The 20,342-nt window shown below is 39.8% G+C and carries 23 protein-coding genes; 16 read left to right on the top strand and 7 right to left on the bottom strand.

Features of this window, described 5'->3' with window-relative positions:
• Nucleotides 1-199: hypothetical protein (locus HMPREF1519_RS10670; protein WP_231470850.1), on the top strand; the 199-nt coding region annotated here is incomplete at its 5' end.
• A gap of 21 nt (nt 200-220) precedes the next feature.
• Here HMPREF1519_RS10670 and mutY read toward each other — a convergent pair.
• Nucleotides 221-1,372, bottom strand: a complete 1,152-nt coding sequence (mutY, locus tag HMPREF1519_RS03470) for an A/G-specific adenine glycosylase (protein ID WP_037611174.1) — start codon at nt 1,370-1,372, stop codon at nt 221-223.
• A 1,167-nt stretch (nt 1,373-2,539) separates the two neighbouring features.
• Nucleotides 2,540-3,493: a hypothetical protein gene (locus HMPREF1519_RS03475; RefSeq protein ID WP_037611175.1), complete on the bottom strand. Its 954-nt coding sequence runs from the start codon at nt 3,491-3,493 to the stop codon at nt 2,540-2,542.
• Between the two features lie 220 nt (nt 3,494-3,713).
• Between HMPREF1519_RS03475 and rpsF the strand changes: the two genes are divergently transcribed.
• The 3 genes from rpsF to rpsR are packed head-to-tail and all read left to right on the top strand — an operon-like array spanning nt 3,714 to nt 4,815.
• The gene (gene rpsF, locus HMPREF1519_RS03480; RefSeq protein ID WP_002884188.1) at nt 3,714-4,004 is read left to right on the top strand and encodes a 30S ribosomal protein S6; all 291 of its coding nucleotides are present in this window, start codon (nt 3,714-3,716) and stop codon (nt 4,002-4,004) included.
• An 11-nt stretch (nt 4,005-4,015) separates the two neighbouring features.
• The gene (locus HMPREF1519_RS03485) at nt 4,016-4,534 is read left to right on the top strand and encodes a single-stranded DNA-binding protein (protein WP_002891844.1); all 519 of its coding nucleotides are present in this window, start codon (nt 4,016-4,018) and stop codon (nt 4,532-4,534) included.
• A gap of 41 nt (nt 4,535-4,575) precedes the next feature.
• Entirely contained in the window at nt 4,576-4,815 is a 240-nt protein-coding gene (gene rpsR, locus HMPREF1519_RS03490) for a 30S ribosomal protein S18 (protein WP_000068665.1), read from the top strand.
• Between the two features lie 121 nt (nt 4,816-4,936).
• On the opposite strand, the gene HMPREF1519_RS03495 is transcribed toward rpsR, so the two are convergent.
• From HMPREF1519_RS03495 to HMPREF1519_RS03505, 3 genes are all read right to left on the bottom strand, one after another.
• On the bottom strand, nt 4,937-5,818 hold the full coding sequence (locus tag HMPREF1519_RS03495) for a DUF4300 family protein (RefSeq protein ID WP_037611176.1): 882 nt from the start codon (nt 5,816-5,818) through the stop codon (nt 4,937-4,939).
• Between the two features lie 116 nt (nt 5,819-5,934).
• Entirely contained in the window at nt 5,935-6,606 is a 672-nt protein-coding gene (locus tag HMPREF1519_RS03500) for a DUF1129 domain-containing protein (RefSeq protein WP_002884401.1), read from the bottom strand.
• 69 nt (nt 6,607-6,675) lie between these two features.
• Nucleotides 6,676-7,620, bottom strand: a complete 945-nt coding sequence (locus HMPREF1519_RS03505; protein WP_037611177.1) for a magnesium transporter CorA family protein — start codon at nt 7,618-7,620, stop codon at nt 6,676-6,678.
• Between the two features lie 295 nt (nt 7,621-7,915).
• Here HMPREF1519_RS03505 and uvrA point away from each other — a divergent pair, with 295 nt between their 5' ends.
• From uvrA to nusB, 12 genes are all read left to right on the top strand, one after another.
• Entirely contained in the window at nt 7,916-10,741 is a 2,826-nt protein-coding gene (gene uvrA / locus HMPREF1519_RS03510; RefSeq protein ID WP_037611178.1) for an excinuclease ABC subunit UvrA, read from the top strand.
• Between the two features lie 93 nt (nt 10,742-10,834).
• Complete coding sequence (locus HMPREF1519_RS03515; protein ID WP_022496291.1) at nt 10,835-11,077, top strand: DUF3923 family protein; 243 nt, start codon at nt 10,835-10,837, stop codon at nt 11,075-11,077.
• A gap of 170 nt (nt 11,078-11,247) precedes the next feature.
• Nucleotides 11,248-11,397 (top strand): hypothetical protein, encoded by a 150-nt coding sequence (locus HMPREF1519_RS10555; RefSeq protein WP_022496292.1) that lies wholly within the window; start codon nt 11,248-11,250, stop codon nt 11,395-11,397.
• 21 nt (nt 11,398-11,418) lie between these two features.
• Nucleotides 11,419-11,634 (top strand): hypothetical protein, encoded by a 216-nt coding sequence (locus HMPREF1519_RS03520; protein WP_022496293.1) that lies wholly within the window; start codon nt 11,419-11,421, stop codon nt 11,632-11,634.
• Nucleotides 11,635-11,901: 267 nt separating this feature from the next.
• Nucleotides 11,902-12,762 (top strand): thioredoxin family protein, encoded by an 861-nt coding sequence (locus HMPREF1519_RS03525; RefSeq protein WP_022496294.1) that lies wholly within the window; start codon nt 11,902-11,904, stop codon nt 12,760-12,762.
• A gap of 128 nt (nt 12,763-12,890) precedes the next feature.
• Nucleotides 12,891-13,712 (top strand): ABC transporter ATP-binding protein, encoded by an 822-nt coding sequence (locus HMPREF1519_RS10560; RefSeq protein ID WP_022496295.1) that lies wholly within the window; start codon nt 12,891-12,893, stop codon nt 13,710-13,712.
• Nucleotides 13,702-14,424 (top strand): ABC transporter permease, encoded by a 723-nt coding sequence (locus HMPREF1519_RS03535; RefSeq protein WP_022496296.1) that lies wholly within the window; start codon nt 13,702-13,704, stop codon nt 14,422-14,424. The genes HMPREF1519_RS10560 and HMPREF1519_RS03535 overlap by 11 nt, the downstream gene beginning before the upstream one ends.
• A 132-nt stretch (nt 14,425-14,556) precedes the next feature.
• Nucleotides 14,557-15,618 (top strand): M24 family metallopeptidase, encoded by a 1,062-nt coding sequence (locus HMPREF1519_RS03540; RefSeq protein ID WP_022496297.1) that lies wholly within the window; start codon nt 14,557-14,559, stop codon nt 15,616-15,618.
• 18 nt (nt 15,619-15,636) lie between these two features.
• Nucleotides 15,637-16,092, top strand: a complete 456-nt coding sequence (locus HMPREF1519_RS03545; RefSeq protein WP_002884736.1) for a deoxycytidylate deaminase — start codon at nt 15,637-15,639, stop codon at nt 16,090-16,092.
• Nucleotides 16,093-16,207: 115 nt separating this feature from the next.
• Nucleotides 16,208-16,768, top strand: coding sequence for an elongation factor P (gene efp / locus HMPREF1519_RS03550; RefSeq protein WP_002884532.1), 561 nt, complete (start codon nt 16,208-16,210; stop codon nt 16,766-16,768).
• Nucleotides 16,769-16,838: 70 nt separating this feature from the next.
• On the top strand, nt 16,839-17,228 hold the full coding sequence (locus tag HMPREF1519_RS03555) for an Asp23/Gls24 family envelope stress response protein (RefSeq protein ID WP_002884704.1): 390 nt from the start codon (nt 16,839-16,841) through the stop codon (nt 17,226-17,228).
• Entirely contained in the window at nt 17,221-17,655 is a 435-nt protein-coding gene (gene nusB, locus HMPREF1519_RS03560; protein ID WP_022496298.1) for a transcription antitermination factor NusB, read from the top strand. The genes HMPREF1519_RS03555 and nusB overlap by 8 nt, the downstream gene beginning before the upstream one ends.
• A 90-nt stretch (nt 17,656-17,745) precedes the next feature.
• On the opposite strand, the gene HMPREF1519_RS03565 is transcribed toward nusB, so the two are convergent.
• Both HMPREF1519_RS03565 and HMPREF1519_RS03570 read right to left on the bottom strand, forming a co-directional pair.
• Nucleotides 17,746-18,711: a LacI family DNA-binding transcriptional regulator gene (locus tag HMPREF1519_RS03565; RefSeq protein ID WP_014635040.1), complete on the bottom strand. Its 966-nt coding sequence runs from the start codon at nt 18,709-18,711 to the stop codon at nt 17,746-17,748.
• A gap of 8 nt (nt 18,712-18,719) precedes the next feature.
• Complete coding sequence (locus HMPREF1519_RS03570) at nt 18,720-20,162, bottom strand: sucrose-6-phosphate hydrolase (RefSeq protein ID WP_022496299.1); 1,443 nt, start codon at nt 20,160-20,162, stop codon at nt 18,720-18,722.
• Nucleotides 20,163-20,342 lie beyond the last annotated feature (180 nt).

Here is a 20,342-nt window from a genome sequence, read left to right on the forward strand (position 1 = left end):
GGCCCTCTTACCTATAATAGAAGCACAACTAAGAACAGTGGCAGGAGTTCTTAATAAAAAGGAGTGTCGTATTATGATTGAATTTTTGATGTCAAAAAATGTGACTTATTTGGAGTTGTTTTATATCTTTTTGGGAGTAGTTCTTTCAAAAGTATACCTTGCTTTGCGTAGCCGGAAGCACAATAAAATTGATGCATAAGAAAAAGGGTAGCACTCAACGCTATCCTTTTTTGCTGTCTTCATAAGTTTTAATCATTTTCTTCTGTGGTGTGGCCATTGGGAACTGGTCGAAGTCTTCAGCCGCTACCCAGCATAGCTCCTTATCGGTAGTGACTTTATCGTCATTAACGCTACCTTCCACCATCTCGATGGTCCATTTTTGGTGGCTGAAAGTATGCTTTACGGGTGTAAAACTATTATTCGTCCACTCTGGTTTGAGGGCATAATTTTCCTCAAAAATAGCCTTTTGAGAGACTGTCTCGAGAATACAATCGTCCTTTTCAAAAAGACTAAGTTGTTGACCAATAAAGTCCGTTTCCATGATAGGGAAGGACCAGAAACCACCTAGTAGACGTCCCTCGACATTTTTTTCGAGCAAAAACTCTCCCTTTTCATTTTTGATAATAAAAGCTTGAATTTGCATAGGTTTAGGCTTCTTCTTAGGTAATTTTATGGGGTATTTATCATAAGTTCCGTTGAGATAGGCTGCACAGAAAAAGCGAATTGGGCTTTCGTCTGGTCTCGGATTTTTAGCTGATTCGATATCAGTTCCAAGGTCCATAAGCGCCTGATTAAAGTCACCTGGACGGTCAGGGTCAATCAAAATGTCCATAATTGCTTGGAAAATCTTACGATTTTTGGCGTCTCCGATATCGTAGTTAACCTCAAAGAGACGAGCCATGACTCGCATAACATTACCATCAACAGCGGGTTCTGGGAGCCCAAAGGCGATGCTAGAAATCGCACCAGCAGTATAAGGCCCTATGCCCTTGAGTTTGGCAATGTTTTCATAAGTATCTGGAAACTGACCATTAAAATCATTCATGATTTGTTGCGCAGCCTTTTGCATGTTTCGGACACGTGAATAGTAACCTAGCCCCTCCCAAGCTTTGAGAAGCTTCTCTTCAGGAGCCTCAGCTAAATCCTTAACTGTTGGGAACCAGTCTAAAAAGCGCTCGTAATAGGGAATGACAGTCTGAACCTGGGTTTGTTGTAGCATGATTTCACTGACCCAGATATAATAGGGATTTTTAGTTCTACGCCACGGTAGGTCTCGTTTCTCTCGATCGTACCAGTCCAGGAGGGTACGACGAAAAGAGGCGATTTTCTCAGCATCCCACATGACAATGCCGTATTCTTTTAAATCTAACATGTCTCTATTGTAGCAAAGAAATCTTTTTTCAAAAAATTATGCGTTTTTCTGTTAAAAAGATTGACAAAAGTAAGCGTTTACATTATACTAAGAGTGTAAAGAAGATAAGGATTCATCAAGGAGGTAAAAGCCATGGTGAGAGTCAATATTTCAAGGTACAAAAACGGAGACTAAGATCTCTAGACAAAACAGTAGGCAAAACAAATAACTTTACCATTCATCTCTGAGGAGCGTGACCGCATGACAGTAGGACGTTACAAGAACGGAGATTAATTCAGTCGCATAAAATAGCTACAAGGGAGTGATACCACCAGAAGTCGAAAGCCAAACTCAAATCTGTTAACTTAAGAAAAAGTGAGGTAAAGCTCATGAGAAATGTTAGTAGGTATAGAAATGGAGACACTTAGGTTGTTGCGTAAAATAGCCTAAGGAGTGATACCCATGCCACACGAAACGTAAATCCTATATTCTTAAGATGAACGAGGTGAGTTCATGAAAAATATCAGTAGGTATAAAAACGGCGATTAAAAATGTTGCATAAAATAGCTACAAGGGAGTGATACCACCAGAAATCGAAAGCTAAACTCAAGATTAACGTCAAAAAGTGAGGTAAAGCTCATGAGAAATGTTAGTAGGTATAAAAACGGAGACACTTAAGCTGTTGCGTAAAATAGCTTAAGGAGTGATACCGATGCCAAATGAGTAAACTATCGACAAAAGTTAAATGCTTAAATCTTGTAAAAAAGTACCGAGGTGACGCTTATGTTGATGTTTGATGTAAGTCGTTATAAGAACGGCGACAAGTAAATCTCATTGAGTGGTCAATGGGGAGATAGGTCTCAAATCATACGAATCAGAGGTGATTACTATGATGATGAATTTAGGACGTTATAAAAATGGAGACACTTCAAGTTATTGCATAAAATAGCTTAGGGAGTGATACCAATGTAATAGAAAATTTACAATACAAAAAAGTTATTTGTAAGTTGATGGAGGTAATCTATGATTGCTAGGTATAAAAATGGTGACACACAATGACTCCTCCTTATGAAAATATTTTTTACAAAATTCCAAAAGGATGTTCTAATGACAATTGAAGAATCTTAAAAGCTCATTCTAGCGTGTAAGAATGAGCTTTTTGATATGTTGAATTTTGCTGAAAGGTACTTAATCCTTATTGTTTAACTGGACCTTTCGTAGGAGAGCCAGTCTTTTTTGTTCTTCGACTAGAGCCATAAAGATTTGGTACTGTTTCTGGAGATGTGGCAGGAAACTTTTAGGAACCTTGTTATCAAAGCTTAGGTTGTCCAGAAATATGGGGGCGCTACTGTCTCTATAGATTTGCCCTTGGAAGAAGTAGTTGCCGGTCACGATGTCAACTGAGATACGTGAAGAACGCCATCGGCGTTTGCGCATGTACTTAGGTTTCCAACGAATCTTAAGCTGCTGGTCCTTGATGTACCAGCCCATGATGTCTATTCTAGCGGTTTGTTTCGTTTTGTCGTCAAAGTAGGTTACTGGTACGCTTAGAACCTGTTGGTTTCTTGGCGAGCTTAAGAAGGGATGAAAATCTGGGATGAAGTCGTAGTCTTTGCTAGACACTTCTGATAAACGATTTTCTTCTTGTGTCTTACCTCGGCTGGTGTATTTGAAGAAGTCAAAGTCCTTGCCCTGTTTTTCTAGTTGATTAGCTTCTAATTGATATCTTGTCACCTGGTCACCAATATTTGTAGTCGTCTTGAGGTAGCACATGATTTCAGCATCCTTGTAGTAAAGAGCGACCAGATTTTTAAGATGCTGGCTAGAATCCAGAGAGTGTAACTTGTCTGGAAAAGACAAGATTTGTATGCTATGAACAGAGGCTAAAGGGACAGCAGCGATACCTGATAAGAGCTTGTCTTGTTCAAAGAGGGAGACGGTATCAAAATGACTGGTATGACCAAGTTGATGTCTTATGTCAACAACAAAGAGGTTATTGTCCTGTTTGAAAGTGATAATGTAGGTATCACTCGGATCTAAGTTTTTAAGGTTATATTCTAGGAAAGTAATAGGAATATTGTAGTAGTGGTTAAAGGTTGGAAGTCCTAGTTTTTCCCCTAATTTCTTTTTATGATAAAGCATTCTTTTATTTTAGCATGAAGTTTGACCGGAGAAAAGATAACTGATGAGGTCTAGCTCTTTTCTTGGTCATTTAAACTTTTTACTATTTGGAAGATAAAGTTAATAAGTTTTTCCTTGCAATATCTCCTATTCTTTGGTAAAATCATATCTTGTGAGTGCACCTCACTTACTCGTGGCGAAAGACCATGAGTCATTAGACCAAAAGAGGAGGAAAATATCAATGGCTAAATACGAAATTCTTTATATCATTCGTCCAAACATTGAAGAAGAAGCTAAAAACGCTTTGGTAGCACGTTTCGATTCTATCTTGACTGACAACGGTGCAACTGTTGTTGAATCAAAAGATTGGGAAAAACGTCGTCTAGCATACGAAATCCAAGATTTCCGTGAAGGACTTTACCACGTTGTTAACGTTGAATCTGATAACGATTTTGCTCTTAACGAGTTTGACCGTCTTTCAAAAATCAACGGTGACATTCTTCGTCACATGATTGTTAAACTTGACGCGTAAGAAGGTAGATTATGATTAATAATGTCGTACTCGTTGGTCGCATGACCCGTGATGCGGAACTTCGTTATACACCAAGTAATGTTGCAGTTGCTACATTCAGTCTTGCAGTTAATCGTAACTTCAAGGGTGCTAATGGTGAACGTGAAACTGACTTTATTAACTGTGTTATCTGGCGCCAGCAAGCTGAAAATTTGGCGAACTGGGCTAAGAAAGGCGCATTGATTGGAATTACAGGTCGTATTCAGACTCGTAACTATGAAAATCAACAAGGTCAACGTGTATACGTAACTGAAGTTGTCGCTGATAATTTCCAAATGTTGGAAAGCCGTGCGGCACGTGAAGGTCACAGTGGTGGTTCTTACAACGCTGGAGGATTTGATAATTCAAATTCATTCGGTGGTGGAGCTTCAACTGGTGGTTCATTTGGTGGATCACAGCCTGCGCAATCTACACCAAACTTCGGTCGTGACGAGAGTCCATTTGGTAATTCAAACCCAATGGATATTTCAGATGACGATCTTCCATTCTAATAATGGACAAAACGAATTAAATATATAAAGGAGAAATAAACATGGCTCAACAACGTCGTGGCGGATTCAAACGCCGTAAAAAAGTTGATTACATCGCAGCTAACAAAATCGAATATGTTGATTACAAAGATACTGAGCTTCTTAGCCGTTTCGTTTCAGAACGTGGTAAAATTCTTCCACGTCGTGTAACAGGAACTTCAGCTAAAAACCAACGTAAAGTAACAACAGCGATTAAACGCGCTCGCGTTATGGCACTTATGCCTTACGTAAACGAAGACTAAAATAATGCCCTCGATTGAGGGTATTTTTTTCTGTCTTGATTTTGTAGATTTTAGACATTTCTAGGGCTACATGGAGAGATTTAGTCTTATAGTTAAGCGTAAAGAAAAACCAACTGGTCTCTCATTTGTCTTGAGGAGCTAGTTGGTTGTTTTGTGGTATAAAGAGGGCGTTTTCTAAGAAATCATCAAATTTTTGGTCGTTAACGAGGATATCAACATTATTTTTGAAGACTTTGAAGCGATTGGATAACCAGTGTGATTTGATGTCAGCCCAATTATTGAAGCGGCTCCAGCGATAAGGAAGTGTTGGGTCCTGCTTTTCAAAGACATAGATACTGCCATCTTTTTCGTAAGCTATAGCCGTGTGGAAATTGCTGACATCACCAGGGCTATTTTGAAAGACAGAGAGGAGTTTAACCTTTTCTGGGAACTTGAGTCCAGCTTTTTTCCAAGCTTTAAGAAGGTCATCCGTAGACTGGTAGCTAATATTATCCCCAAAGAGGAGACTATAGAGAGCTTGATCCTTGGCGGTTAGCTCTTTGTGGCGTGACTTAAGATCTATAAATTCATTTTGAAGGGGGAGGTCTAATTTGGTGAGGTCCTCTGAACTTGTAATAAGATCATGAAGAAGGAGGAATGATGTTCGTCGGCAGTTTAAGTCATCAGTAAAATGTGATTTGTTATCTTCGAAAGTTTTTTCATTAAGGAAGGTGACGAATTGATTTTGATCCTTGCCGATTTTACTTTTGGTCCAATTTTTGACAACAGGTTGGAGGTTTGTATTTTCCTGATTGTAACGACTAATATAAGGGGCTAGATTGTCCCAGTCTTTTGTCGGGATGCCCTTGCTTTTTAAGGCTTTTGCTAGCTGTTTTTCCTGAGTGGAAGTCGTCACATTGTTAAAACTATAGTAAGCTTGATAGTTTTTCTGAGTATTCTTGTGGCCACAAGCCATAAGTAATAGGCAGCAAGCAATGATTAGTAGAGGGAATTTGATACGCATCTATTGGAATTCTTTCTTTTGTCTATTAACTTTAACATTTTAGTATAGAATAGCCAACTGTGTCAAGATTTCTGACGTAAAAAAGCACCCATAAGGGTACTTGAGGTTGAGATTGATTAAGATGCAGGTGCGTAAGTACTTTGGACGTTGTAATGACGTTTGAAGAAGTATTTGGCAACACCAGCAATGACACCAATGATAAGGATCACAATTGGTGAAAGACCAGGGTTGAGGTAGCTTGGAAGAAGGGCTGTAAGACTAAAGAGAGCAAACCATGCAATAAAAGAGAGTGTGATGACGGTCATGCTGAACCACCATTTTGGACGTTCTTCTTTTGGTTTGTTATTGTGACGGTAGATGTAGTGATAAGGGGTATACATAGCAAGGCCTCCAATGAATGACACTGAAAGAAGGGTTGTGAGACCGTAGCTAGTTTGTGTACCTGAGAAACCAAAGATTGCGTTCATGATAGCAACGATGGCTAGAAGGAAGAGTGAGGTATCAAGCCACATCTTCCAAGGTGTTTTATCTGTTTCTGGCACTTCTTTGTTAGGCTTATCAGTTTCAGGTTTTTGGTGTTTTTCAGGAGAGAAACTAGCAGCCCAAACAGTTGGAGCACCAAGGAGTCCACGTCCTGTAATTCCTTTTTTCTGATTTTCGATAAGTTCAGGAATGACATTGCCAAGAATGTCTTTGATTTCTTGGTCTGATTTACCATCTTTGATGAGTTGGTTAGTTGCGATGTGGATAAATTCTTGGTTTTTCTTGGTGAGTTTTTGGATGTCCATGAGATGACCTTTCGATAAATAGTATTATTTTTTTAGTTTTAAAGTTTAGGGAAAAGAAGAGGCTCTATGTTAGAACCATTTTTTCCTGATAAAGTAGATAACAACGCAGGATGACCCGAAAGCTGCGATGAAGAAGATGACCCAAAAGGCGTTATCTAAATCGTTTAGTGGCATAGAATTGTTTTTAAAGTTCATACCGTAGGCGGAGAAGATAACGGTTGGGATGTCCAGAGCCATAGTCATGAGAGCGAGTGTTTTCATGATAGTGTTCTGGTTATTGCCAATGATAGAGGCAGAGGTTTCAGCCATGGCATTCAAGACATTTTCATAGATGCCTGCCATCTCAATGGCCTGTTGGGTTTCGACCAGTGTATCTTCCAAGAGATCCTCGTCCTCGATATATTTTTTCAAGCTAGAGGCGTTACCTGTTAGCTTTTTAACAATTCGCTCATTCATCTTAAGTGAGGCTTTTAGATAGACAATGGATTTTTCCAATTCCATCATGTCAATCAAGTGCTCGTTTTTTGTCGCATTTTCCAACTGAGCTTCCAATTTATCACTTTGACGATCGATAGAACGTAGGGCGGTTAGGTAAAGTTGGGCATTGCGATAAAGAATCTGAAAGACAAAACGGGTCTTCATGAAGGTGTAGAAGTTACGTACACGGTGGTTGAGGAAGTTATCCATGAGACTGATGTCCTCAAGACAGGTAGTAACAACCACCTCATCAGTAACGATGATACCCAATGGAATAGTGACGTAGTAGCTTTTGTTATTACGCTCTTCTTGGGTTGGGACGTCGACCAGAATCAGGGTGTAGTCATCTTCGACATCGATACGTGAAGTTTCTTCCACGTCCAGAGGGGCGCGGAGGTCTTGAATATCAATGTTAAACCGTTCTGCAACCTTCATGGCTTCTTCTTGGGAAGGGTTCACCAAATGAATCCAAGCACCAGGCTCGAATGTTTCAATTTCTTTGAATTCTTTTCCGGTGGATAAGAACATTTGTTTCAATGGGAACCCCTCCTTCGTCATTAAGTAAGCGCTGGCGTCTTGATTATAAAAGGATTTTTACAATCGCTTTTAAGTCCAATAAACACTGCTCTTAGCTTTTTTAGTGCTGTCAAATGAGGCTTGGGATGATGTTCCTTGCCTTTTTTAGACACTCCACCATTATACTACATTTGAAACATTTTTGGGCTGGATAAATTGAAATTTTGTTATAATTATGAGAGAAAGTCGGGATGGATTTTCCATCCGTCTGTAGAAAGGAGCGGCAGTAGCTTTTGCGCTAGGGCCTCTTAAAAATATGCAAGATAAGTTAGTGATTCATGGAGCAAGAGCTCACAATTTAAAAAATATCGATGTGGAGATTCCGCGTGATAAACTGGTGGTGGTGACGGGCTTGTCAGGTTCTGGTAAGTCTTCTTTGGCCTTTGATACCATCTATGCAGAGGGGCAACGTCGTTATGTGGAAAGTCTCTCAGCCTATGCCCGCCAGTTTTTGGGAAATATGGAGAAACCTGATGTGGACTCGATTGATGGTTTGAGTCCTGCCATCTCCATTGACCAGAAAACAACAAGCAAAAACCCTCGTTCGACGGTCGGAACGGCAACAGAGATTAATGACTATCTTCGTCTTCTTTATGCCCGTGTGGGTGTTCCTTATTGTCCTAATGGTCATGGGGCCATTCAGTCATCCTCTGTGGAACAGATTGTGGACGAGGTTCTAGCTCTTCCTGAGCGTACGCGTATGCAGATTTTAGCGCCGATTGTTCGTCGTAGAAAAGGGCAACACAAGGCCGTTTTTGAGCGTGTACAAAAGGACGGTTATGTTCGTGTTCGTGTAGATGGTGAGATTTACGATGTCACAGAAGTGCCAGAGTTGTCTAAGTCTAAAATGCATAATATAGAAGTAGTTGTAGACCGCTTGGTGAATAAGGATGGTATCCGTAGTCGTCTCTTTGATTCGGTGGAGGCGGCCCTACGTTTAGCAGATGGCTACTTGATTGTGGATACCATGGATGATAATGAACTGCTTTACTCAGAACATTATTCTTGTCCGGTTTGTGGCTTCACAGTGCCAGAGTTGGAGCCTCGTCTCTTTTCATTCAATGCGCCATTTGGCTCTTGTCCGACCTGTGATGGTTTGGGTAATAAACTGGAAGTTGATATGGATTTGGTTATCCCTGATGCTAGTAAGACCTTACGTGAAGGTGCTCTGGCGCCTTGGAATCCTATTTCGTCCAACTACTATCCAGCCATGCTTGAGCAGGCTATGGAGCAGTTCGGCGTGGATATGGATACGCCATTTGAAGATCTTAAAAAAGAAGAACAAGATTTGATTCTCTACGGATCTGGGGATCGTGAATTCCATTTCCATTATGTTAATGATTTTGGTGGGGTTCGTGATATTGATATTCCTTTTGAAGGGGTTGTGACTAATATCAATCGTCGCTATCACGAGACCAATAGTGATTTCACTCGCAATGTCATGCGAGGTTATATGAATGAGCTGTCATGTCCAACTTGTCATGGCTATCGTCTTAACGAAGCAGCACTCTCAGTTCGTGTTGGTGGTGAGAATGGTCTCAATATTGGTCAAATCTCTGATTTGTCTATTTCAGATCATCTTAAGGAAATCGATAACCTTGAATTAGGTGAAAACGAGGGAGTGATCGCTCGTCCAATTGTTAAGGAAATCAAGGATCGCTTGACTTTCCTAAATAATGTAGGTCTTAATTATTTGACTCTCTCTCGTATGGCTGGAACTCTTTCAGGTGGTGAGAGTCAGCGTATCCGTTTGGCGACACAGATTGGCTCTAATCTTTCTGGAGTCCTATATGTTTTGGATGAGCCTTCTATTGGGCTTCATCAGCGTGACAATGATCGCTTGATTTCAAGTCTTAAAAAGATGCGTGACCTTGGCAATACCTTGATTGTGGTGGAGCATGATGAAGATACCATGCGTGAGGCTGACTGGCTTATCGATGTGGGACCTGGTGCTGGTGCCTTTGGTGGGCAAATCATGGCTTCGGGAACTCCAGAGGAAGTGGCTAAGAACAAGAAATCAATCACTGGGCAATATTTGTCAGGTGCTAAATCAATTCCTGTACCGACGGAACGTCGTGTAGGTAATGGTCGTTTTATCGAGGTTACAGGAGCTAGCGAAAATAACCTTAAGAATGTGTCTGTCAAGTTTCCACTTGGAAAGTTGATTGCAGTCACAGGTGTTTCTGGTTCGGGAAAATCGACTTTGGTTAACGGAATTCTCAAGAAAAAAATTGCCCAAGAGCTTAATCGTAATAGTGAGAAGCCAGGTAAACACAAATCAGTGACAGGAATCGAGCATATCGAGCGATTGATTGATATTGACCAAAGTCCAATTGGGCGTACACCTCGTTCTAATCCAGCGACTTACACAGGCGTTTTTGACGATATTCGTGATCTGTTTGCTCAAACCAATGAGGCCAAGATTCGAGGTTATAAGAAGGGGCGTTTCTCTTTCAATGTCAAGGGTGGCCGTTGTGAAGCCTGCTCTGGTGATGGTATTATCAAGATTGAGATGCACTTCCTACCTGATGTTTATGTTCCTTGTGAGGTTTGCCATGGCACACGCTATAATTCAGAAACCTTAGAAGTTCGTTATAAAGGAAAAAATATTGCGGAGATTCTGGATATGACAGTTGATGACGCAGTTGACTTCTTTGCGGCTATTCCTAAGATTGCTCGTAAGGTACAGACTATCAAGGATGTAGGACTTGGATATGTGACCCTGGGACAACCAGCAACAACCCTCTCAGGTGGTGAAGCCCAACGTATGAAGCTAGCTAGTGAGTTGCACAAACGCTCTACAGGGAAGTCTTTCTATATTCTAGATGAACCTACGACAGGTCTTCATACAGATGACATTGCGCGTCTCTTGAAGGTGTTGCAGCGTTTTGCGGACGATGGGAACACTGTTCTCGTAATCGAGCACAATCTGGATGTTATAAAGACAGCAGACCATATCATTGATTTGGGTCCTGAAGGCGGTGTCGGTGGAGGTACCATCGTAGCTACAGGGACTCCAGAAGAGGTAGCAGCTGTTCCAGAAAGCTACACTGGACAATATTTGAAAGAAAAATTGAAATAAAGGAAAAAGGCTCTCGGAGTCTTTTTTTGCTTTAGGCTAATTTAAGTTGAGCTTGCTATCCTACAGTTAAGAAAAACAAAAAGGAGTTGTATTATGGTTAAAAAGCGTTTTTTCATAGCCTTTAACGGCATTCTACTAGCCCTATTTCTAGATATTTGTCTTTTGATTAGCATTCGTACAGTGGATCATCATGGCCATTTTCAATCAGCAACAGATAAATGGGAAACTTTGCTTTATGTCATAGGATTTTATTTTAGTTTCCTCCTTTTTGAAGTTATTTTTTATCTTATTGTAAGACATCGTAGAAATAAGCAAGTTTTGGAACAGGTTTTATAAAGGCCTGTCTTTTTGTGTTTAGTGATAGTGACATCTATGTCACTATTTTTTTGAAAAAGAGGAACTTATAATGACATTGTAGCTAAACTCACTAGGTTTTAAAGACAGCAAGTCTTTGAATAGTCCAAGTAGTTATTGCTGTAATTTTTGAAAATAAAGGAGAAATAAGAATGCGTACTAAAGCATATGGCGAAGAGCTAACTGCTGAAACCTTAGAAAATGTCACAGGAGGTAATTTTGTATATAGGCCCAAGACTTTTCCTGAACGATTAGGTTGGGACAGATGGTGGTTAAAAAGAAAATACCCTTATGGCGATTAGAAGTTAAGATGAGGACCAGATATGGAAAATAAGAATATGGATAAACAGAAAAATAATCTTATTAGAAGCTTAAGCATTGTTATCGTGATTGTCTGGCTATTTATTGTGATCATAAATGCTACGTTAAGTTTCACCGAAGGCGTTGCCTTTATTGACCATTGTCTCGTCTGGTCAACACTTTCGCTAGCTTTTTCTTTGTTCGCGCTTAGGGTAGCGGGTAAGGACAAGGAGAAATGATTTTCTCTGCTAATTGCTATAGTCTCAGGTTGAGTTTATATACTTAGCCTTTTCTTTTTGTCTTTAATTCTATGGAATGGTGACATCTATGTCACTATTTTTTATCTTGTTAAGCTCTTATAATGAAGTTCATAGCTTGGACCTAGTTGTTAAAGTGCTAATTAAATAGAAAAAGGAGAGAAATATGGTAATTAATGTCATGGTACCCTTGCTTTTGTTAATGGGTAAAAGATAAGATGTCACACAGTAAACAAATAAGGAGAACACATGAAGAAAATACAATTTATTTTGATGGCGAGTTTTGTTTTAGGTACTTGCCAGTTAGCAGTGCTTAGTGGAGCAGCGGATGAGCCAGATGTTAAGGAATCTACAATCGAATTATCCAATAATTTTGTTGAGAATAGTCAGGTAGATAATGTACAGATTTCTTCCGAAACAACCTCCGAACAAGTGGTTGAGAAGGCTGAATCTAATAGTGAGACAAAGGAAAATTCACTTCTTCCATCATCACAGACAGGAGTGGCTGAGACAGAAGTGAGGTCCGAAGAGGTTTCGGTTGAAACTTATGAAAAGAATCTTGAAAACCTGAAGCCAGTCTCTTATAGTGATGTCACAAATATGTTGACTGAAGATGGCGGAGACCATATCCTTTATGTTGGCCGGCCAACCTGCTACTATTGTCGTCAAAATTCTCCAGTTTTGAAGGATTTCAATACCCTGATTGATGGTCAGCTTCTTTATTACAATACAGATTCGGATCAGCTGGACCGTGAGTCTCGTAAAATACTATTTGATAAGCTAGGTATTCCAGGGACTCCAAGTGTAATTCGTCTCAAAAATGGTCAATTGGTTTCTGGCTATCTTGGCAGTGCTCCAGATGCCCAAGCTATTTATCAGGCTGTTTTTAAGGAAGAAACTGAGAAAACGGAGACACGAGAGGGAACAGAGGTAGTAGAGAAGGCGGAAAATCCCTTACCTGAATCCCCCTCTGAAGATACTATCAAGTATGGTGGTGAGAATACAGTTAATCATACAGACCAGTCTGTTAATAGCCTAATGTCTCAAATTAAGCAAGTTTTTAGGAATCTAACAGACCTGCTTATAAGTCTTTTAGGGAAATTTTTCTAACAGACTATTTTCTAAGTCGAGAAATAAAAGAATTTATCAAATATGATTTCATCGGACTTAATCTAAGGTCATTTCTTCGAGTATCATAAGCGATTGGGCTAGTTATTTAAACAAAGAAAGGTAGATACATGACAGTGCTAGCGGTGAAAGGCTTAACCTATAGTTTTGGAAAGCAAACCGTTTTGGATAATATCTCGTTCACGTTAGAGAAGGGGGATATTGCCGGTTTGATTGGTAATAATGGTGTAGGGAAGACGACCCTGATGAAACTAGTATCAGGTATTTTGACAGGACCCAAGGATATTATTGACTTAAAAACAAAAAGTGTAGGAGCCTTGATTGAAGCTCCAGCCCTATATCCTAACATGACTGTTGAAGCAAACCTTAAATTTTATTGTAAGTTGTACAGTAAGGATTATGCGTTGATTGACCGTTATAAGGACGAGTTGGAGGTGGCGGCCTATCTTAGACGCAAGGCTTCCAAATTGTCTTTGGGAATGAAGCAACGCGTGGGGTTGTTTATCGCCTTAATTGCTTCCGATGAACTCATCCTTCTTGATGAGCCTACAAATGGTCTGGATCCCAATGGAATCAACAGTCTTCTCACATTAATTAAAAAGTTAGCTAAAAATTATGGCCTAACCTTTATTATCTCAAGTCATATCCTGTCTAACCTTGAACAGGTTTGTACGAAAAACTATTTGTTGAAGAATCATAAGCTGATTTACTTAGATGACAGTAATAATGTCAAATACAAGATTTATACTGAGGATTTAAGTTTGAAGTCATTGATGTCTCTGCTCAAATTAAATGGTCTATCTTTTGAACGACAAAATCATGACATCTTAGTCAAAGGATTAGCAGCTGTTAAGCAGGTTATGGATCGGGAGGGGATTCCTTTTACTTATGAAAAAGAAGGATTAAGTGAGGTGCTATTCAATGAAAAGTAAATTGAGAACGGTATTTTTAAAGCAGGAATGTGTGACAAGGAGTGTCTTTATTTGTCTTGGATTGGTAGCCTTGATTGGTGCAATTGTAATCTTATGTGATGGCTATAAGGGAGATTACCTTGGGCCATCAGCGATTATTGCCAGTTATTCCTTTATCGTGGATATCGTTTTTGCTTATCTAGCAGTATCTAGTCTTGGACGAGAATTTCAGAATCGAACAATTAATATGATTAGGGTGTCTTCCTTATCTGGACGCGAGGTTATTCTTCGAAAACTCTTAAGTTTCCTTGTGTTGTCTATAGTTGCTGCTACTATTTTGGTTTTGGAGTTGGCCTTCTACAAATATTCTGTGCAACATGTAGATTTTCCTTTGTGGGATTATATTAGAAACATCTATATTGATTTCCTACTCTATGGAGCCTTTATTTATATGGTTTCCTCTTTGCTTGTCTTGTTTGTAAAAAATACCTTGACAGCCTTTGTAACGGCCTATTTTGGAGTGACAGGAATGACTTTCTTTACGCTCTATTTGGCTAGTTTAGGGGATACCATGACTAAGCTGATGACTTATGTGCCATTTAGCTTTATGCGAGCAGTCTTTACTAGCGGTCAACAGTTCTTCAGTCTTCGCGAAGCCCTTGTTTTGTTTGCTTGGACTTTGGTTTTGCTCCTCTTTGCGCCAACTATCTACGAAAAGCGAGCCTTTGTGTAATGCTAATAAAGTCAGAGTTTCATCTGACTTTTTCTTTATGACATCAAAAAAACTATCTAAAATGCCAATTTAATCCTTTAAAGTCTGAAAATTTGGTATAATTAACCTAAAATACCAAAGGAGTAATTCATAATGCAACGTAGACTTGAACGATTTGATGCTAAACTTGCCCAATCAGGCCTTGATGCCTTGTTGGTGACAGGACAAAAAAATATCTATTATTTAACAGATTTCTGGGGGACAAATGCGACTGTCTTCATTACTAAGAATCGTCGCCTCTTCTTAACGGATTCACGTTATACCCTCATTGCCAAACAATCTGTGCATGGCTTTGATATTATTGAAACTAAGGATCCACTTAAGGATATTGTTAAAATTATCGAGTCTGATAAACTTGAAACTATCGGTTTCGATAATCAGGTGTCATTTGCTTACTACCAAGGTCTTCAAGCGATTTTTGAAGGCTACACTTTGTCACCACAAAGCAATTTCATGGAAGAGTTGCGTATGATCAAGGACGAAAAAGAATTGGCAACTATCCGTAAGGCTTGTTCTATCTCAGACCGTGCCTTTACAGATGTGCTTGATTTCATTAAACCAGGTCAAACAACAGAGCTACAAGTGGCAAACTTCCTAGATTTCCGTATGCGCGAGTACGGAGCTTCAGGGATTTCCTTTGAGTCTATCATTGCTTCAGGTTACCGTTCAGCTATGCCTCACGGGGTTGCTTCAGAAAAGGTTATTCAATCTGGTGAGACCCTGACTATGGACTTTGGATGCTACTACAACCACTACGTTAGCGATATGACTCGTACTATCCATATTGGTGACACTACTGATGAGGAGCGTGAAATTTATGATATCGTTTTACGTTCTAACCAGGCCTTGATTGATGCGGCTAAGGCTGGCATGACACGTCGTGACTATGATAAGGTTGCGCGTGATGTTATTGTCGAAGCGGGGTACGGTGATTACTTTACACATGGTATCGGACATGGTATCGGTCTTGACATTCACGAGATTCCTTACTTTGGTAATTCTGATGAAACTATCGAAGCTGGCATGGTCTTGACGGACGAGCCAGGTGTTTATTTGGCTGATAAATATGGTGTTCGTATCGAAGATGACATCATTATCACAGAGAATGGTTGTGAATTGATTACCCTTGCGCCTAAGGAATTGATTGTTCTCTAAGATTTGGAGGAATACTTTATGCCAAACCGTTTATCTTGGCAAGATTATTTTATGGCTAATGCAGAGCTGATTTCTAAGCGTTCTACGTGTGATCGTGCCTTTGTTGGGGCTGTTTTAGTCAAGGACAAGCGTATTATCGCTACAGGTTATAATGGCGGGGTTTCTGAGACTGATAACTGTAACGAAGTAGGTCACTACATGGAAGATGGTCATTGTATTCGTACGGTACACGCAGAGATGAATGCCCTTATCCAATGTGCCAAAGAGGGGATTTCTACCAAAAATACAGAGATTTATGTGACGCATTTTCCTTGTATCAACTGCACCAAAGCTCTCTTGCAAGCTGGTATCGTAAAGATTACTTACAAGGCCAATTATAGACCGCACCCATTTGCGATTGAGTTGATGGAACAAAAGGGTGTTTCTTATTTGCAACATGATGTCCCAGAGGTTCACTTAGGAATGGATGACTAGTTTGTTCTTTGAAAAAAGCCTGAGGATTGGGTTTGAATCTATAAAACATTTGAGCCATGCTGTCATTTATGGTAGAATAAACTGATAATAATTTTTTACAAAGAGGTATTTAATAATGATTGAAGCAAGTAAACTCCGTGCGGGTATGACTTTCGTAACTAACGATGGCAAATTGATCAAAGTTCTTGAAGCTAGCCACCACAAACCTGGTAAAGGTAATACAATCATGCGTATGAAATTGCGTGATGTTCGCTCAGGTTCAACTTTTGATACTAGCTACCGTCCAGAAGAAAAATTTGAACAAGCAATCATCGAAACAGTACCAGCACAATACTTGTACCAAATGGATGATACTGCATACTTCATGAACACTGAAACATATGACCAATATGAAATTCCAGTAGCCAACGTTCAAGAAGAATTGAAATTTATCCTTGAAAACTCAGAAGTAAAAATCCAATTCTACGGAACAGAAGTTATCGGTGTGCAAGTACCAACAACTGTTGAATTGACTGTTACTGAAACACAACCATCAATCAAGGGTGCAACAGTTACAGGTTCAGGTAAACCTGCAACACTTGAAACTGGTCTTGTGGTTAACGTTCCAGACTTTATCGAAGCTGGTCAAAAATTGGTTATCAACACAGCTGAAGGTACTTACGTATCACGTGCCTAAGCCCGACTAAGTCTTTCAAACCATTGGTTTGAAGGCTTTATTTTCCAAACTAACGGAAAGGAAACATGCGATGACTACAGAAAATATCGGTGAAATTGTAATTGCCCCTCGCGTGCTCGAAGTGATTACAGGTATCGCTGCAACTAAAGTGGAAGGTGTTTACGCCCTTCAAAATAAAAATGTTACGGATAGTCTCAGCAAAACAAGCTTGGGACGTGGTGTTTACCTCCGAACAGAAGAAGATGGTACTGTAAATGCTGATATCTACGTTTCACTTCAGTATGGGGTTAACGTACCAGCGGTTTCAATTGAAATTCAAAAGGCTGTTAAAGCAGCTGTCTATGATATGGCAGAAGTGGCAATTTCAGAAGTCAACGTTCACGTTGAATCTATTGTTACTGAAAAGTCACAAAAACCAGACTTGGCTGAATTGTTTAACGAGGATTTTTTGAATGACTAATATCTTTAAAGATTCACGTCGTGACCTTCGTGAGCGTGCTTTTCAAACGCTTTTTGCCCTTGAATTTGGTGGTGAAGCTCTGGAACAAGCACATTTCGCTTACACTTATGACAAGCCAATTGACGAAGAAACTGAAGTTGATGTACCAGCCTTTCTCCTTAGCCTAGTAACAGGCGTCCGTGAAGAGTTGGCTCAACTTGATAGTCAAATTGAAGAAAAATTGAAAGAAGGTTGGAGTCTCTCACGTTTGATTGTGACAGATCGTACCCTCCTTCGTTTAGGACTTTATGAAATCACGTCATTTGAAGAAACACCAGGACGTGTGGCTATCAACGAAATCATTGAAATCGCTAAAAAATATTCTGAAGAAACATCTGCTAAGTTCATTAACGGTGTACTTAGTCAGTTCGTGACAGATGAAGCATAAGCAAAAGAAGTTGAACACTATTTCAACTTCTTTTTTCTACAAATTTAACAAGAAAAAAAGTCGCAAGCGGAGATTTCTTGCGACTTTTATTTATATACTACCACCGGCAATCAAATTTACTGGAAGCACGTAATCACGATTAACTGTTTTGCCTTTAATTTTCTTGAGAAGAATTTCGACACAAAGCTTAGCGATTTCATCTAAAGGTTGTTGGATGGTTGCTAGCTCTGGGTAGAAGTGACGGATAAAGGCAGTACCGTCATAACCGATGATTTTAAGGTCATCAGGGATAGAAAGTTCCAATTGTCTAACTACCTTCATAACCAAGATAGCTGTTAAATCGTCCGAAACAAAGATGCCATCTGGCTTTTCACGAGAAATGATAGATTTGATTTCTAATTCTCGTCGCATGAGAGACAAATCGTTTGGAACGGGACAGATAATACCTTTTTTGTCCAACTCATAATTAAAACCTAGTTGACGGAGTCCTGTTGGAGAATCCGAATTATCATAACCTGTAATCATGACAATTCGTTGACAACCAGCTTTAACCAGAGCTCTTGCGGCTAACTTCCCACCTTCAAAGTTGTCAGATGAAACGATAGGAATCTTTGGGGCGAGATTACGGTCGAAGGCAACGATGGGAGCTTCAACCTTCTCATAATCCTCAATGCCAAGATTGTGGCTAGACGAGATGATGCCATCACATTGATTGGCGGCAAGCATCTCCAAATAGTCCTTTTCCTTGTTAGGATCATGCTCACTGTTACAAATGATGGTTTTATAGCCTTGCTTAAAGAGTTCATCTTCAAGACGTTCAATAAGCTCAGCATAAAAGACATTGGAGATATTTGGGAAAATCAAGCCAACAAGTTTGGCCGACTTTCCTTGAAGACCTCGAGCTAAATTATTAGGTTTATAGTTGAGTTCTTGCATAGCAGCGTGAACTTTGTCAATGGTCTTCTGTGAGAGGTAGCCCTTTTTGTTTATGACGCGAGAAACTGTGGTTGGGCTCACACCAGCCAGTTCGGCAACGTCAGTAAGCTTTGCGACCATAAATCACCTTAGTATTTCAAGTCGAAGTAGTGTCCAGAAACGTTCCCTGATGTCACTTTGATACCAGTTTGTTCTGCACTTGGGAAGACGCGGCTAGTGAAGACTTTTTCACCTTTGTTGAAGAAAATTTCAACGATTGAATTGTCTACAAAGATGTTTGCTGTTGCAGCTTGACCGGCATCAAGAGTACATTCACGACTTGTGCCAAAGTCAGTCGCATATTGTTCACCAGCTTTAGAACGGTCAAGGATAACTTTTCCGTTTTCAGTATCAACTGTAAGTGACAAGCCATTTCCTTCTTGGTCTGCGAAGAGGACAAGTTCTGTTTGAGTGTTAGCTTCAAAGTTAAGTTCAAGCTCGTAAGTGTTAGTTGTTGCCGTTTTTTCAGAGAAATCTTCTTGGCTAGCACGTAAGCTTGTAATGGCTTCGACTGGATATTGGTAGAGTTTGCCATCTTTAATAGACAATTCTTTAACCAAGCTCATAGCCCCTTGGTAGTCGTATTTGTCAGTTGGATAGTCCACATCTGGAAGACCGATCCAGCTGACAATAAGGGCACGACCATCTGGAGTATTAAAGCCTTGAGTTGCATATGCTTCAAATCCGTAGTCCAAGTTGATAATTGGTGTGCCATCAACGAGGGCAGGTTTTTCTGTGTCGAAATCTTGGAAAATCTTATAAGTGTTAGGGTAGATGTTACCGTAGTCAAGTCCAGCTTTATCGAGACCTTGTGGGCTATAAAGAAGAACAGGTTTGCCATCTACAAAGACAAGGTTAGGACACTCAATCATGTACTCTGACCCAGTGCCACCAAAGTCAAGATTACCAACCTCAACCCAGTTTTCGACATCATTGTCTACTGCCTTGTAAAGTTTGATATAACCTTGTTTATCGTGGTTTTGAGCACCTACGATAGCGTAGAATTGTCCCTTGTAATCGAAGATTTGAGGGTCACGGAAGTGCCCAGTAGCGTCAGCAGGTTGTTTGATAAGAACCTTGTCGAATTTTTCGATTTTGCCGTCTTTATCCATCCAAGCGCCGATTTGACGTGGGTCACGAATCCAGTTTTCATCACGAACGTTACCTGTGTAGAAGATAAAGAGTTTATCACCGATTTGATAAGCAGAACCTGAGTAGGCACCGTGGCTATCATTTTCATGGTCTGGCAAGAGTTTGACACCAGTTTCTGTAAAGTGAACCAAATCTTCAGATTCAGTATGCACCCATTGTTTCAAACCATGAGCAGCTCCAAATGGCCAACTTTGGTAGAAGAGTTGGAACTTACCATTAAAGTAAGAAAAACCGTTTGGATCATTAAGTAGACCTGTTTCTGGTTCGATATGGTAACTTGCACGCCAAGGTGATTTAGCGACATTTTCTTTAATTTTTGTTTTTTCTTCGTTTGTCCAATCTGCGTATGGACGGTAACGAACTTCTGTTGGTAGATTCATATAAAGGGATCTCCTAATCTATTTGTTAGTAATATAGTAAACGTTTTACCTAGAAAAATCAACGATTTATCATAAAAAAAATAAAAAATTATGCTAAACGGTTGACATATGATAGAAAGATGCTAAAATAGTTATCGTAAAGAAAAGCTAAACGCTTTCATACCAAATTTTATTAAGGAG

The sequence above is a fragment of the Streptococcus sp. SR4 genome, assembly GCF_000517725.1.
Classification (GTDB): domain Bacteria; phylum Bacillota; class Bacilli; order Lactobacillales; family Streptococcaceae; genus Streptococcus; species Streptococcus salivarius_F.

Coding starts and splice junctions, on each gene's coding strand:
- HMPREF1519_RS03545 (WP_002884736.1), top strand. CDS start 15,637: ATGCCAAACCGTTTATCTTGGCAAGATTATTTTATGGCTAATGCAGAG.
- HMPREF1519_RS03525 (WP_022496294.1), top strand. CDS start 11,902: ATGAAGAAAATACAATTTATTTTGATGGCGAGTTTTGTTTTAGGTACT.
- efp (WP_002884532.1), top strand. CDS start 16,208: ATGATTGAAGCAAGTAAACTCCGTGCGGGTATGACTTTCGTAACTAAC.
- HMPREF1519_RS03515 (WP_022496291.1), top strand. CDS start 10,835: ATGGTTAAAAAGCGTTTTTTCATAGCCTTTAACGGCATTCTACTAGCC.
- mutY (WP_037611174.1), bottom strand. CDS start 1,372: ATGTTAGATTTAAAAGAATACGGCATTGTCATGTGGGATGCTGAGAAA.
- HMPREF1519_RS10555 (WP_022496292.1), top strand. CDS start 11,248: ATGCGTACTAAAGCATATGGCGAAGAGCTAACTGCTGAAACCTTAGAA.
- HMPREF1519_RS03540 (WP_022496297.1), top strand. CDS start 14,557: ATGCAACGTAGACTTGAACGATTTGATGCTAAACTTGCCCAATCAGGC.
- HMPREF1519_RS03500 (WP_002884401.1), bottom strand. CDS start 6,606: ATGGACATCCAAAAACTCACCAAGAAAAACCAAGAATTTATCCACATC.
- HMPREF1519_RS10560 (WP_022496295.1), top strand. CDS start 12,891: ATGACAGTGCTAGCGGTGAAAGGCTTAACCTATAGTTTTGGAAAGCAA.
- rpsF (WP_002884188.1), top strand. CDS start 3,714: ATGGCTAAATACGAAATTCTTTATATCATTCGTCCAAACATTGAAGAA.
- HMPREF1519_RS03535 (WP_022496296.1), top strand. CDS start 13,702: ATGAAAAGTAAATTGAGAACGGTATTTTTAAAGCAGGAATGTGTGACA.
- HMPREF1519_RS03570 (WP_022496299.1), bottom strand. CDS start 20,162: ATGAATCTACCAACAGAAGTTCGTTACCGTCCATACGCAGATTGGACA.
- HMPREF1519_RS03495 (WP_037611176.1), bottom strand. CDS start 5,818: ATGCGTATCAAATTCCCTCTACTAATCATTGCTTGCTGCCTATTACTT.
- HMPREF1519_RS03565 (WP_014635040.1), bottom strand. CDS start 18,711: ATGGTCGCAAAGCTTACTGACGTTGCCGAACTGGCTGGTGTGAGCCCA.
- HMPREF1519_RS03475 (WP_037611175.1), bottom strand. CDS start 3,493: ATGCTTTATCATAAAAAGAAATTAGGGGAAAAACTAGGACTTCCAACC.
- HMPREF1519_RS03485 (WP_002891844.1), top strand. CDS start 4,016: ATGATTAATAATGTCGTACTCGTTGGTCGCATGACCCGTGATGCGGAA.
- rpsR (WP_000068665.1), top strand. CDS start 4,576: ATGGCTCAACAACGTCGTGGCGGATTCAAACGCCGTAAAAAAGTTGAT.
- nusB (WP_022496298.1), top strand. CDS start 17,221: ATGACTAATATCTTTAAAGATTCACGTCGTGACCTTCGTGAGCGTGCT.
- HMPREF1519_RS03520 (WP_022496293.1), top strand. CDS start 11,419: ATGGAAAATAAGAATATGGATAAACAGAAAAATAATCTTATTAGAAGC.
- uvrA (WP_037611178.1), top strand. CDS start 7,916: ATGCAAGATAAGTTAGTGATTCATGGAGCAAGAGCTCACAATTTAAAA.
- HMPREF1519_RS03555 (WP_002884704.1), top strand. CDS start 16,839: ATGACTACAGAAAATATCGGTGAAATTGTAATTGCCCCTCGCGTGCTC.